Source organism: Marinifilum caeruleilacunae, from assembly GCF_013141825.1.
Lineage (GTDB): Bacteria > Bacteroidota > Bacteroidia > Bacteroidales > Marinifilaceae > Marinifilum > Marinifilum caeruleilacunae.
The window spans coordinates 43564-59038 of record NZ_RZNH01000010.1 but is presented as its reverse complement, the minus strand read 5'-3'; the positions used below and the strand labels follow the sequence as shown (position 1 = coordinate 59038).

The 15475-nt window shown below is 38.9% G+C and carries 7 protein-coding genes; 4 read left to right on the top strand and 3 right to left on the bottom strand.

Annotation, left to right across the window (positions count from 1 at the left end; translation table 11 throughout):
* Positions 1 to 167 precede the first annotated feature (167 nt).
* Genes ELS83_RS08020 through ELS83_RS08010 form a run of 3 tightly spaced genes read right to left on the bottom strand, consistent with a single transcriptional unit; the run spans position 168 to position 6890 of the window.
* Entirely contained in the window at positions 168 to 1517 is a 1350-nt protein-coding gene (locus ELS83_RS08020) for a Gfo/Idh/MocA family protein (protein ID WP_171595022.1), read from the bottom strand.
* Positions 1510 to 2898 carry a NapC/NirT family cytochrome c gene (locus ELS83_RS08015; RefSeq protein ID WP_171595021.1) on the bottom strand — a complete coding sequence of 463 codons (1389 nt, stop codon included), beginning with the start codon at positions 2896 to 2898 and terminating at the stop codon, positions 1510 to 1512. Before ELS83_RS08015 ends, ELS83_RS08020 begins: the two co-directional genes overlap by 8 nt.
* Entirely contained in the window at positions 2895 to 6890 is a 3996-nt protein-coding gene (locus ELS83_RS08010; protein WP_171595020.1) for a hybrid sensor histidine kinase/response regulator transcription factor, read from the bottom strand. Before ELS83_RS08010 ends, ELS83_RS08015 begins: the two co-directional genes overlap by 4 nt.
* 656 nt (positions 6891 to 7546) lie before the next feature.
* On the opposite strand from ELS83_RS08010, the gene ELS83_RS08005 reads away from it, so the two are divergent.
* The 4 genes from ELS83_RS08005 (at position 7547) to ELS83_RS07990 (ending at position 15443) form a co-directional block, all read left to right on the top strand.
* Positions 7547 to 10558 carry a SusC/RagA family TonB-linked outer membrane protein gene (locus tag ELS83_RS08005; RefSeq protein WP_171595019.1) on the top strand — a complete coding sequence of 1004 codons (3012 nt, stop codon included), beginning with the start codon at positions 7547 to 7549 and terminating at the stop codon, positions 10556 to 10558.
* A gap of 18 nt (positions 10559 to 10576) precedes the next feature.
* A complete protein-coding gene (locus ELS83_RS08000) occupies positions 10577 to 12280 on the top strand; it encodes a RagB/SusD family nutrient uptake outer membrane protein (protein ID WP_216616428.1) in 1704 nt (567 codons plus the stop codon).
* 234 nt (positions 12281 to 12514) lie between these two features.
* Positions 12515 to 13840 carry a DUF3472 domain-containing protein gene (locus tag ELS83_RS07995; protein WP_171595018.1) on the top strand — a complete coding sequence of 442 codons (1326 nt, stop codon included), beginning with the start codon at positions 12515 to 12517 and terminating at the stop codon, positions 13838 to 13840.
* A gap of 118 nt (positions 13841 to 13958) precedes the next feature.
* Positions 13959 to 15443, top strand: coding sequence for a Gfo/Idh/MocA family protein (locus ELS83_RS07990; RefSeq protein WP_171595017.1), 1485 nt, complete (start codon positions 13959 to 13961; stop codon positions 15441 to 15443).
* Positions 15444 to 15475 lie beyond the last annotated feature (32 nt).

The following is a 15475-nucleotide window of genomic DNA, read 5'->3' as shown; positions in this document are numbered from 1 at the left end:
TTTTTTGGCCTGCTGCTTGTAAAGATAATAGCGAAATCATTTTATAATGGTTTCCCAAAAATTGGGAGTGGTGTCCCGGGATTTTGGTTTTAATAGCATAATTAATTGGTTTTCTTTGATTAAGGGTCTGGTGTAGACCCTTTTTCTTTTTTATGAACCGGGCTCATTTATTTTTGCACAGGAGCTTTTCCGGGTTTGGCTATCTCTTTGGAGATGTCAACAGGGCCGATATCATAAGTTTTTGGTCCCAAATACAAATCCGAATTTATCATCTCATCCCAGCTCACTTCTTTGCCTGTGTATGCCGAAACTCTTCCCATAATTCCAGTCATGCTCGATTCTGCAATCTGGAAGGCTTCGTTAACAGGTTTTCTGGTTCGAATTGCTGTTACCAAATCGATGTGTTCCTGATCGAATGGGTTCGTGGCCAATCGGCTGATGTTCTTACCACTTCCTTTCTTTGGGTAATCGAATGACCATTTTAATGAACCATCCAATTCATAAATGCTGTTTTCGCAATTGGTGAAACCTTCTGTTCCCTGTATTCGATCGGAAACGGAGTTTGAGCACTCGTTAATTTGACGGCACATGCTGTGGTAATGAATGTCGTTATCGTACACAAAATCGACACTAAACATGTCGTATTGATCACCTGAGACCCTTTGATGGCGTGCACCAAAGCCCAAAGCTTTCACGGGATGTTTGCCAACAAACCAGTTGATGGTATCCAGGTTGTGAACGTGTTGCTCCACAATATGATCGCCCGATAGCCAGCACCAATTCACCCAGTTGCGAATCATGTTTTCCAATTCAGACCAGTCGGCACGTGGGTTTCGATGCCATAATTTGCCTACATTGTAGTAACTGTTAGCCGAAACAATCTCGCCAATAGCACCCCGATTTACCTGCTTAAAAGTTTCGATATAGTCTTGCTGATGGCGTTTAATGGTTCCCGTTACAACGGATAAACCAAGCATTTTTGCTTTTTCGGCCGATACCATTACCGAACGTACTCCAACAGGATCAACAGCTACAGGCTTTTCCATGAAAACATGCTTTTGTGCTTTTACACATGCTTCGAAATGTTGTGGTCGAAAGTGAGGAGGAGTAGCCAGGATGACCACATCCAGATCGCATTCCATTAACTTCTCAAAAGAATCAATGCCAACAAAGCAATTGTCTTTAGGAACCTCAACATTTTTTTGTTCCAGAATCTGTTTGCGGCAGGCTTCAACCCGATCTTGAAAAACATCGGCCAGAGCAGCAATTTCCAAATTAGGACCGGCATTTAGAAAGTTGAGGGCTGCGCCGGTTCCACGATAACCACAACCTACAATTCCGGCTTTTAAAAGTGGTCCGTCAGGAGCTTGTGGAAGCATGGTAGGAAAACGATAATCTTTTTGATTGGACTGTCTGCACGAAGTAAAAATGGAGTTGAAACTAACAGCACCAATAATGCCTGCAGCGGCTGCATTACGGATAAATTTTCTGCGACTCTGTTCGTATGATTTATTCATGACTCTTGATTTTAGGAAATTCGCAAACGACTCTGAATCCAACATCGGTACAATCGGAATACCACCATATGCTTTTCGGAATTTGAGGATCTGTTAGCATCCATGCATCGTGTTGGGTGTGATCTGTTTTGTTGTATCGTAAGTCTTTTAACTCACTGTTGAATGATCCGCCCATAAGAACATGTTCTGTTTTTCCATTTACCGTGATTTGATCGGAACAAAACTCTTTCACATTGCCCAGCATGTGGAGCAAACCAAAAGGATTGGCCTTTACTCGATCGGGAAGAGCGGTTTTTTCTTCACTGTTCACCATCCAGATCACATATTCATTAATCCTTTCATTTGCTTGCTTGAATAGGTTCATCGGAAAGTTTTTCTGCTTGTAATTTTTTAAACTACCACCAAAGAAAAAATCTTCTTTGCCATTGGCATTGCAGGCATACATCCACTCTTTTTGTGTAGGAAGGCGATAGGTTTTTCCCGTTTTTTCAGACAACCATTTGCAATAGATGTTGGCAGCATGCCAGGTCATTGTAATGGCTGGTCTTTTTCCCATGCCCCATGCCTGTGAAGGATCTCCGAAAGGAGGTGTTGCGCCACTTATGGCATCAAGATCTTCTGTGTTCTTTTCTACTCTTCCTTCCGATTCGGTTTCGGCCAGAAAGGCTTTGTATTCGTTCCATGAAACTTCAATTTTCCCCATAAAAAAACGGGGGATAGAATCGGTAGCTGGAATGGCCATTAGATCAAATGAGACATCTGTTCCTGGGATTTGTTCTGTGAAATTTTCGAATTTCGATACTCTTGTTGAGCTCGTAAATAGCTCATCCGACTTCACTTTTCGCATAAACATTTGATTAGGCTTATGCATTTTCTTTCCGCCATGCCCAACATCTAAATGACAGTTGATGCAATCCAGTTTTTCCTTGTTGTTTTTGTAGTAAAGGTGGGCCTTATCGCCCTTTTTAGAAAGATGTAGGGGAAATAAGTTATCATGGCAGTTGGTACATGATTCATTGTAAGTGAAGTTTTTGGCCTGTTTTGCCTTCGATTTCTCATTCCAATTGATTTCGGAATGATCCTTGAAATAGAAAGAATATACATCTTTTGAAGCAGCCTTTAATTTCTGTGGCCAGTAACTGCTGTGACTTTTAGGAGGCAAATGGCAATCGACACAATGCACAACTACGCCACTTTTGTTGTTGTAATGACTCGCATACTTCCAGGAATTATCGGCTTCGGTATGAACATGACACGACATGCAATATTCATCTTTGGAAGTGTAATTATCAACGCCTTTTAAGCCAGATGTAAACAGAAAAGCAAACAGGAACGCAATCAGAATCAATAATGGGAATTTGTATTTCTTTAACTTACTCATTGGGAATTTTCAATCGTTTTATCGGTTCTTGATTCGTTTTGCTGTTTGTATTGTTTTGGTGTTTGTCCATACTCCTTTTTGAAACATTTCGAGAAATACTTCGGATCGTTAAAACCAACCTGGTAGGCAATTTCCGAAATGGTAAAATTGTGATGCGTTAAAAGCGGAATGGCCTTTTTTAAACGGAAATTACGCATGAAATCAACCAGGGTTTTATCGGTTAAGGATTGGAATTTTCGGTAAATATTGGAGTAGCTCATGTTTAATGGTTCGGCCAAATCTTCCAGTCTAAAATCAGGATTGTCGAAATTTCGTTCCATTTCAACAATTACTGATTCGATGAATTTCTCATCTGGCGATTTTACCTCAATCTCCTTACTTTCGGTTAGTACTTCCGACCTGTATTGCTCAATTAATTTTTGCTGAGCATCCAGGATGTTATTCACTTTCAGTAAAAGCTCCTTTACATTGAAAGGTTTGTTTATATATTCGATTGCACCAAACTGAAGACCTTCCAGCTTTGATGCAGTAGCGTTTTTGGTGGTTAGCAAAATAATAGGAATATGTCGGGTCGATCGTTTTTCTTTAAGATGTTTGCAAAGGCTTATTCCGTCCATAATTGGCATCATTACATCGCTCAGAATAATATCAGGTTTTAGATCTTTGATTTTATCAATCGCTTCCTGTCCGTTTTGTGCGGTCATCACCTGGTAATGAGCTTTGAAACTATCTTCCAAAAACATTAACATTTCGTAATTATCCTCAACAATCAGTAAAGTTTTTTTCAAATTATCGGCATCATTTACAATCTCTTCCTTTATTTCCTTTTCAGCAATAGAATCAGGCTTTGTAACTGGTTCTCTATTTTGAACGATATCCTGTACAAGGATTTCTTCCTGTTTAAAATGATTATTGCCCAATGGAAGCGAAATGGAGAAGCTTGTTCCCTTGTCGATTTCCGATGCTACTTTAATATCGCCTTTGTGCAGCAGGATGAGTTCTTTGGTGAGTGCAAGACCAATTCCGGTTCCTCCCACACTCTTTCCATCTTTCGATTGATAAAACAGATTAAAGATATTTTCAAGGTCATATTTCGGAATGCCAATACCGGTATCCGAAACTGTAATTAATATCTTATGTGCCGAAATATCCTCTTTTATTGCCAGTGTAATTCTCCCATCGCGTGGCGTAAACTTAAATGCATTTGCCAATAGGTTGTATATGATATGCTCCAGCTTTTGGCGATCGTACCAAAGCATCATCTTTTTCGATTCACTTTCCAGGATTAAATCGATTTGCTTAAATCGTGCTTGCTCCATAAAGGAAAGGGCTACCTGGTTCAGGTGATTTACCACATTATTTTCGCTGGCTCGGATTTTCAATTTACCCATCTCTTTGTTCCGAACAGTCATAAGTTCCATGGCAATGCGCGACAGGCGGGTGGCATTGTTTTTGATCACCTGCAAACGCTGCGAAAGTAAAAGGTTTCCTTCGGCCCGCTCAATCATATTATCGATAGGCGATAAAATGAGCGTTAGCGGAGTTTGAATTTCGTGCGACATTTTTGCAAAGAAATTCATTTTCATGGCATACAATTCCTTGTTTTTTTCGTTTTGTAACTCTTCCAACAATAGCTTTTTCTTCAAGCTTGCCCACATCAGGTAATACCTGATAATAAAAAAGCCAATCACAATAAACAGGATGGCATAAATGGTGTAGGCCCACCATCTTTTCCAAAATGGTGGCAAAATGCTTAGTTCAATCGATTTTGCATCAATATTCCAATCGTTGAGCTTTGTTCCGGCCTTTACTTCAAAAGTATAATCACCGTAAGGGATATTGGTATAGGTTGCAATTCGATTGTTTGTGCTACTGATCCACTTATGGTTGAAACCTTTCAATCGGTACGCGTAGGTGTAATTGGGATCCAGGTGATCGTTAACAACGGCAAATTTAAAAGAGAATGAAGTTTGATGGTGATTCAGCTTCAAATGCCTGGTTTGCTCAATTCCATTTACGAGTTGGTCTGGAATAATTTCATCGGCATCCCGATTCACAATTTCCATATGGTTGATATACAGGTTTAGATCCTTTTTCTGAGTTTGCATGTTGTTGGGATTGAAATAATTGACACCCTCTATGCCACCAAAGTAAATCAGGCCATTTTTATCAAGGTAAGAACTTCCAGAGAGGAATTTCCCTTTAATTGTTCCATTTTTCCAGGTGTAAAAATATTCCTCTCTCGATTGTAAATCCAGATGAGCTATTCCATTGTTTTTGGAAAGCCAAAGATTGTTTGGATCGCTTGAAATTACAGCTACACACCCATGTATTTGATCAGCTGTGAATCCAGACATGCTCACTACTTCTTTCTTTTTTATATCGAACTTCACCAATTTCGAATAGCTGTTTACCAGGTACAAATAACCATCATTATTGCTTGTTCCGTGAATAACACTACTTTCCGAAATGTTGTTTGATGATGATAGCTTGTAAGTAATAAACCTCGAATTCTGAAAATCTTCGGCTTCTTCCATCAAGCAGATTCCACCATTAAACATTCCAATCCAAAATTGACCGAGTTCGTCTTCAAGAAAGAATTCGGCTATGCTGCCCTGTAAATCCTGGTTGTTATGTTGGAAGTAGGCCAACTGCCTACCATCTGTATTGAATACGAATAAACCGATATTGCTGCCAATCCAAATTCTATTTTTTCGATCAATGTAAATCGATCGGATATCGCTACCATTTTGTACATATTTGTTTGATGTTTTAATCCGGCGAAAACGATTCTCTTTCTGATTATAAAAAGCCAATCCATTTAGGTAAGTTCCAATCCATAAATTCCCATTCTGATCTTCGGCTATGGCCTGAATGTAGTTGCCTGGAATGCCTTTGGCTGATTTTGTGTTGGCAATAAATTGTTGAATGGTTTCGCCTTTACGATTAAGCATGCTTAGGCCTTCGCCATCGGTTCCAATCCAGAGCTTTCCATCTTTGGCTTTGAGTATGGAGAGAACTCTTGTTGGCGAGCCATCTAGGCTGCCACTGTGGTAGCCAACTGTATTCGATTCATTTGGAATGATATTGATATTGCCATAATTGGTAAACACCCAGATGTCTTTGTTGTTGGTTTCCCCTATGCCAATAATGGTTTTACTCTGAAGAGAAAAGCGGTTGGTTTTCGAATGGTTGAATCTTTTCACCTCCTTGCTTTTCGGATCTATTTTATACAAACCACCGCCATCGGTTCCCATCCAAATCAATCCACGACTATCTCTAAAAATCCGAATAATCATATTTGAAGGTACGAAGTCAAGCTTCTCATTTCTTACTCGATAGTCAATGTACTCACCGTTTTTTGTATTGTAGAAAAAGAAACCAGACAATTCTGTTCCTATCCAAAGGTTATTGTTATTGTCGGTGCTCAGAATAATTGTGCTAAACGGGTTATTAAATGGGCCTTTGATTTCTTCCAGATCTTTGCTTTTGATATTGCCTTTAAAAATTCGCCCTCTGCTTGTGCTGAACCAAATTGTGTTTCTATTGTCTTGCGAGATGGAGGTGATATCTTCCTCGGATTCGATGTCAAACTGTATGAAGGATTTTGACACGATTGATTGACCAATAACAGCTCCATTGTTAGAGCCCATCCATATAGTAGTGTCGGTTAAGTGCGCTGACTGCACCTGAAAATTCTCTCCTTGTTTGATGTTTGAACCTGCGTAATCCTGAAATTTACCTGATTCAAGCAATTTTGAAATATCTCCTTTTCTGGAAACAGCCCAAATGCTCTCATCTTTTTGCTTTAGCAACTTAAATAAGGATTGTGAATTCGCATTTTGCGAGAATATTTTGGAGTTGATGATTGGTTCAAAATCATATCCATCGTAGCGAATCAAACCTGAATAGGATTCAATCCAAAGATAACCTTTCGAATCTTCAACCACATTGTTTGCATTGGTTTGTTGTCCTTCAAACTTGGCTTGCATGTGAATGAAATTTGTGGTTTCATCCGCCAATGCATGGAGTGATGTTAAGAGTAACATCAAACCTAAAATGATAGAATTGTATTTATTGATGAGGCACATAATCAATCTTTCTCTTTCTTCAGTTGTTATCAAAAATACGTATCCCTGCAAAGCCTGTCAAATCCTGAAGTGCTCTTTTTTCGGGCAGACTTTTAAAAAGTATTACAAGGTACATTTAAATTGCTATTCCCAGGTAGGGAATTGCCTAGTTGTTAGTAGAATGCAGAAAAAGTGCACCCAATTGCTTAAAATATCCACCAAATGGGTGAAAAGAGAAAAAATAAGTCAAAAATGAAGTTGAAATGATTTTTTAGAGCCTTCTATATTACCCTAATCGTGCTGCACGGGGACTATTTAAGCTGTGTGTACTGTAAAACCGACAATTTCAGAAATCTTATCCCAAAGTAAAATCTCCACCTTATCGCAGAATATTTACCCCTCATTCATGTTGGGATTTTACAAATTTGAAGTGATTCAGGATCGGAACCGATGAAGTAGACTATAATTGTTTTAAAAAATATTATAAAAGTTCCGATAAGTATTATAGAAGTTTTGATAAATGAGAATCATTTAACCCGTTTTAATAACTAATCTAAGGAAAAATGCTAATGAAAAACATGAAGAAAACGTGTAAGAATCTTAGTCGAGTATTAAGTATTGCACTGGTTCTTGTTCTGTTTGCGGCAACAGCGGTCGCACAGAGTGGCAACAAAAAGACGATTACAGGTATTGTAACCGATGCTGCATCGGGCGAAACCATTATTGGTGCAAACCTGTGGATTAAAGGAACAACTATTGGTACCACTACCGATTTTAATGGTAAATATAGTATCGAATCCGAAAAAGAATCGGATGTATTGGTTGTTTCGTTTATTGGATATCAATCACAGGAAATTACAGTTGCGAACCAAACCCTTATCGATTTTAAATTAGAATCGGATACTGAGAGTTTGGATGAGGTGGTGATTGTTGCCTATGGAACTCAGAAAAAGTCGAACCTTACAGGATCTGTTGCTTCCGTTAAAGGTGATAAGTTAAAAGATGTGACAACTCCTCGAGTTGAAAATCTACTACAGGGGAAAGCTTCTGGTGTATATGTTTCAACCGCCAGTGGTCAACCTGGTAGTAAGGCAAAAATTCGTATTCGAGGTAAAGGGTCATTAAGTTCCGAAGTAGATCCACTTTGGGTTGTTGATGGTGTTGTTGGAGCGGACGGATCTGCGATTAGTCCAAATGAAATTGAAAACATCTCTATTTTAAAAGATGCTTCAGCAACGGCATTGTACGGTTCGCGTGGGGCCAATGGTGTAATCATTGTGACAACGAAAACAGCCAAGAAGGGAAGAGAAGTTCTTACTGTTAATGCTAACTATGGTGTGAATATTCTATCGCTTGGGAATTTTGAGGTAATGAACTCTCAGGAATTGTATGATTATCACAAGAGTTGGAACACCAAGCCTTGGTTCTCTGAGAAGCTATTGGAAACTGATACTGATTGGTTCGACCTTGGAACGCAAACTGGAACCGTTCAGAATTATAACATGTCATATTCGGGGACATCAGGTAAAGTAAGCACTTTTATCATGGGTGATTACTATACCGAAACAGGTTCTGTTAAAGGTTATGATCTGGACAAATACACAATGCGAGTAAACCTTGATTATAAGGTGAACGATAAATTAACATTGAAAACCAAATTATCAGGTTTTGTTCGTACCACCGATAGTAAACAACATTCAGTATATGCAATGTATCACTATCTGCCTTGGGACAGTCCATATAACTTAGATGGTTCGGTTAGAAAAGGTGATGAAGGAACAGCAAGTTTGGAAAATGGAACTGATGGTGATTTCTGGATTGGTCGAGATGGTTCAAACTATATGTATAACCTTCAATGGAACTGGTCACAATCAAGAAATGTAGGAGGAGATGTAAATATGGGCCTTGAGTACAAAATTGCTCCATTTTTGACTTTTGAATCAACGAATAACTATAATTATAAGCATTACTTTGGAGAGAGCTATACTGATGCCAGATCTACTTCAGGAGAATCAGACAAAGGTTCTTTGAGTAATAGTCACTCTTCGGTAACCAAGAGATTTACCAATCAAATGTTGAAATTCAACAAATCTTTTGGTGATGACCATGTTTTAACTGCTTTGGCAGGTTATGAGTATACCGACTACAAATACGAAAGCACTTCAGCAGTAGGTAAAGGAATCCCTCAAGGAACTGAAGTCTTAAATGTAGCAGCTGAGCCAAAATCAGTGAAAGGGACAAAATTAGAATGGGCGATGGAATCCTATTTGTTCAATACAAACTACATTTTCAAGAACAGATATATGGCTCAATTCTCCTTCCGTCGAGATGGTTCATCAAGATTTGGTGAGAACAAACGTTTTGGTAATTTCTTTACCGTTAGTGGTGGATGGTCTGTTCATGAAGAAAGTTTTATGGAAGATCTTCACTGGTTGAATACCTTGAAGGTGAGAGCAAGTTATGGTTCGGTTGGTAATATGCCAACATCTTATTATGGTGCTTACGGATTGTACGCTATCAATCGCCATTATGTAGGTATTCCAGCGGCATTTCCATCACAATTGGAAAATAAGGATTTAACATGGGAAAAATCATACATGAGCAACTTTGCTATCGATGCTCGTTTGTTTAATCGTGTAAATCTAAGCATTGACCTGTACGATAAGAATACTTCTGACTTGTTGTATTACGTGCCATTAACATCGATAACAGGAGTTGAAGGCCAATGGCAAAATGTTGGTGAATTAAATAACCGTGGTATTGAAATTAGTTTAAATACTGATATCGTTCGAGGAGATGATTTCAACTGGGATTTCGATTTCAATATTGGTTTCAATAAGAATGAAATCAAAGAAATGTACAATGGGCAACCGCAGATTATTGGGAAGAAGAAGTATACTGAAGGACATGACATGAATGAATGGTTCATGAGAGAGTGGGCAGGAGTTGATGAAGCTACAGGTGCTCCTTTGTGGTACATTCACAATGAAGATGGAACAAAGGAAACGACAAGTGACTATGCAAGTGCAACTCGTGAATTATTAGATAAATCTTCAGCTCCTGACTTCTTTGGTGGTTTCTCTACTTCTCTGAGTTATAAGAATATAAGCTTATCTGCTAACTTTGGTTACGCTTATGGTAACTACATTTATCACAGTGCTCGTGAAACCTTTGATAGTGATGGAGGTTACCCAACCTTTAACAATATGAAAATGCATGATGGATGGTCAAGATGGGAAAATCCAGGAGATAAGGCTACTCATCCAAAAGCAATTGAAGGTGGTAACAACCAGGCATACAAACCTTCTTCAAGATATTTGGAGGATGGTTCTTATCTGAAATTGCGTAATGTAACACTGAGCTACAACTTGCCAGAATCAGTATTAGAAAAAATAAAGTTGAATTCAGTTAAGTTCTTCGTGACTGGGGAAAACCTTTATACATGGACCGATTTCTCTGGTACGGATCCTGAAGTGGCTGTTGTTGGAGAAACAGGAAATAATTCAGGTGCTTATTATTCAGAAGGTACTGCTGGAGCTTTGTATCCAATGTCTCGCAAATTCTTATTCGGAGTTAACGTTCAGTTTTAATCAATAAAGAAAAATATAATGAAAAAACTTACATATATATTATTGTCGTTAATGACGCTTGGTATTCTGTCTTCATGCGATTTGGAGAAAATGCCATACGAGTCGATGAACGATGAAGTAGCTTTAAGTACCGAAGAAGGTCTTTATGCTGCAACACTGGGGAACTACTCTTTCCTTAAATCAGAGTATTTTGTGAAACCATTCCACTATATCCCTGAATTTGGTAGCGATAATGTTGCTTTGAGTGGATCTACAACAGATGGATTGTTCTATCTGTACAACCTACAGCGTAACAAAGATAACTATCATTTGTCGGGTCTTTGGGCCAACTCTTTTAAGGTGATCATTGCATGTAATAAGGTGATCGAGAAAGCTGAGGAAGGACGATCTGAAGAAATGGACAACCTTATCGGTGAAAACTATTACTTAAGAGCTTTCCTTTATTTCACTATGGTAAATGCTTTTGGTAGACCATACGCACAGGATGGTGGAGCAAGCCTTGGTGTACCTTTGAAAACAAGTTCGAATGTGGATGAATTTCCACCAAGAGCTAAGGTTTCTGAAGTGTATGCTCAAATTGAAGCAGATCTTTTAAAAGCTGAAGCTTTGTTAGGAGAAGTTAAAAATTCGGCTTATGCATCCAAGCAAGTAGCCCAGGCTTTATTATCCCGTGTTTACCTTTATATGGAGAATCATGATCAATGTATTGAATACTCAAATAAAGTAATTAACTCAGGCAGATATGATTTGGTAGAAGGAGATTATTATCAAAAATATCCACAACATTTACCTGAGGATAATGCTGAAACTATTTTCGCATTACGTCACTTAACAGAAATTGATTTGCCTCAAGGTTGGGGACAGTGGAATGCTTATTTAACCGTTGGAGCGATGTACTCTCATATTGATGGTATGGGATGGGGAGAGATGTACGCATCAAAATCACTAAGAGATGTAATGATGCAGTACCCACAAGATTTACGTCACGCTTTTATTGAGCCTCAGTTTGTAGAAGATGAAAATGGTAATAAAACAAGAACCATTCAGTGGGCTGAAGAATATGATGATGCCAATCAGGGACACGAAAGATATCGTTATGTGATTAAGGATGTGGATCAAGAAGATGTAAGCGGTACAATGAAATACTTTTACGAAGAAGATGGAAGTAAAACTTATGTAGAAACAGAAGTTGATGGTGATATTACTCGCAATTATATCATGTTAGGAAGTGATAAGCAATACGTTGAGTTGACCTATCAAATGAAAGCCAGAAACGGTTATCCAAAATACTTTGTAGTGAAGTGTTCACGTCAGGAAGGAAAGACTCAAAACTGGTCGCCTATCGTATCTCGCCTGGCAGAGATGTACCTGAATCGTGCTGAAAGTTTTGCAAAGAAAAATGATGAAGCCAATACTTTGGCTGATCTTAATGTGATAAGAGAACGTGCCAATATTCCTGCTTATACTGCAATTCCTGCAGGTAAGAGTTTATTAGATATTGTATTACAGGAACGTAGAGTTGAATTGGCTTATGAAGGACACAGAAAATATGACGTTTTCCGTAATAAGTTGACTTTGAATAGAAGATATCCTGGAACACATGATTTAGGATCTGCAACAGCTGTTCGTTTGGAAGTGCCATACACTGCAGATGAAGTGGTTTGTTTTATCCCACAGCGTGAAATTGATGCATATCCTATCGATTTACAACAAAATCCATAATCTTAATAGTTAGTGATTAACAGTTAGATGGAGACGGCAGTTTTTGGTATTCAGTAGTAGACAGTCAGTACATACATTTGGTAAATTAAGCCGTTTCCATCTGCGGTTATCCTTTAACAAAGCCTTGAATTTAATTATGCAATGAATGGTGAATTCAATTAAAAGGCAAATGCTTTGTGTTCCTCGTTAGATAGGGAATGAATAACGAGGACACAAAGTTTAAACAAGAAAAAAATGCTAAAACAATTCATATTATTATTGGTTTGCACAAGCTTCGTTATGCTTTCTTCCAGTGCTTGTAGTAAAAGTAACGATAGCGAAGAAATCAAAAAGAAAGCGATTAGCTATACGGTTTCAGTACCGGTTGCCGGCAATTCGTGGGTGGTAAACAATCCATTGTTAAACCATACAATGATTAGCGAAAATGGAATTAGCCAATGGAACAATCCCGAAACAGTAATCAGAACATGGTTTTGGGTTGAACGGGCAGGTGAAATTCATATCGGTGTAAAAGCACAGGTTTCGAAAGGGGAGTCGAAAATCAGATTTACATTCGAGAATCAAGATATTGATGTAGACCTGACAAATGCTACGGCATCTAAAATTGAAATTGGAAGTTTTATGGTTTCCAAACCTGGATATTATTTCCTGCAAGCACAAGGAATTGAAAAAACAGCCTCAAGCTTTGGCTCATTTAGCGATATCCTTTTGGGTGGTGAAGTTACAGCTCAACCAGTAATTTGTGTGAAAGATGATTTTTATTGGGGAAGAAGAGGACCTTCGGTTCATTTGGGATACAAAATTCCTGAAGAGCTTGAAGATGTGGAGTGGTTTTACAATGAGATCACAGTACCTGAAGGTCAGGATGTATTGGGATCTTATTTTATGGCCAATGGATTTGCCGAAGGATACTTTGGGATACAGGTAAATTCAGAAACAGAACGAAGGATTCTATTTTCGGTTTGGAGTCCTTATCAAACCGATGATCCAAATAGTATTCCGGATGAATACAAGATTAAATTGTTACGAAAAGGAGAGGGCGTTACTACCGGTGAATTTGGAAACGAAGGTTCCGGAGGACAGAGTTATAAGGTGTACAATTGGAAAGCAGGGAATACTTACAAATTTTTATTGAGAGGACATCCTGCCGAAGAAGACGACTGCACCGATTATACGGCATGGTTTTATGCTCCCGAAAAAGGCAAATGGGAATTAATTGCCAGTTTCAGACGACCTAAAACAGATACTTATCTGAAAAGACCACATTCGTTTTTGGAAAATTTTATGACCGAGATGGGGCCGGTCGATCGAATGGCCTACTATACCAATCAGTGGGTAATAGATAAAAATGGAGTTTGGTACGAACTAAACGAAGCTACATTTACTGCTGATGCAACAGCCAGAAAAGATGCAAGAAGAGATTATGCAGGAGGAATTCAAAACGGAAAATTCTTCTTGAGAAATTGCGGCTTTTTTAGCGATAGAGTGGAATTCGATACCGAATATAAAAGAGAGAAAACACAAACACAACCAGATATTGATTTTATCGATCTACCATAGTTAAAAGGAGGAGTGTCTCCTCTTTTTAATTGTGGTTTTGATAATCAAAATGTAAAATAAAAGATTAAATTTAGTCGAGAAAACTAGATTGAAAAACAGACTATTAAAACATTCATAAATGGCAACTAACAGAAGATCATTTTTAAGTAACCTGGCCCTGGGTGCCGGAGTACTTGCAGCTGCACCGCTGGCATCGTGTGCAGGAACAAAGGAAGAAAGTGCGCTACCACATATCAAAGAATTGGCTGGGAAACTGCCAAAAATGAATTTCAACATGTGTGGTTATGCCGCTCCAAAATTGGAAACTGTACGTGTAGGATTTGTGGGAATTGGAGATCGTGGTTCAGGGGCAGTCAGAAGAATGACCTATATCGAAGGAGTTGAAGTAACAGCCCTTTGCGATATCCGTCAGGCAGCTGTTGATGGCGCTCAGAAAATTCTTTCCGATGCTGGTTTGCCAAAAGCCAAAGAGTATGTAAATGGAGATTTGGGTTTTAAAGCCCTTTGCGAAAGTGGTGATGTTGATTTGGTATACATTGCTACACCTTGGGAATGGCACGTACCTGTTGCCATTGCTGCTATGGAAGGCGATAAGCATACAGCAGTTGAGGTATCAACAGCAAAAACATTGGATGAATGCTGGCAAATGGTCGAAACTTCGGAAAGAACCCGTAAGCACTGTGTAATTCTTGAAAACTGTTGCTACGATTTCTTCGAGATGTTGACCATTAGCATGGCGCAACAAGGGGTATTTGGAGATTTGGTTCATGGCGAAGGAGCATACATCCACGATTTGGATTACTGGCATTTCAACAAGCCAAAAGATGATAAAATGAGCGATGGGGCTTACACAAAAATGTGGCGCTTACACGAAAATAAACGCAAGGCAAATGTATATCCAACACATGGTTTGGGTCCAATTTGCCAGGCAATGGATATTAACCGGGGCGATAAAATGGATTACCTTACGGCGATGATGTCTGATGATTTCACCTTAAAGCACAGAATTAAGGAGATGGCTCAGGAAGATCCGTTCTTCGAGCAGTTTGTAGGATGGGAAATGCGTGGTAATATGGACATGCAAATGATTCGTACCAACAAGGGAAGAACCATCATGATTCAGCACGATATCAGTTCGCCTCGCCCATACTCAAGAATTCACATGTTGAGTGGAACCAAATGTTTCGCACAGAAATGGCCGAAACAGCACATCGCATTTGGGCACAACGTAATTGATGAGGCGCAGTTTAAAGAATTGCAGGATAAATACACGCCGGAAATTATCCGTCGAGTTGGAGAAATGGCCAAGCAAGTTGGAGGCCATGGAGGAATGGATTTCGTGATGGACTGGAGATTGATTGACTGTTTAAGAAATGGGTTGCCAATGGATATGGATGTATACGATGCTGCAGCATGGAGTTGTATCACGCCATTGAGCGAATGGTCTATCGCCAACAAGTCTCGCCCAATCGATATTCCTGATTTTACAAGAGGAGCCTGGAAAACAAACAAACCAATCGATTTGAGTATGGAAGGGGCAGGAAGTACAAGCGTTCGTAACCTGAAAAAAGCAGATTCGAAGGGACAGTTGAATGTTCATTAAAAAATAGATACATTTGTAGTTGTACATAATAG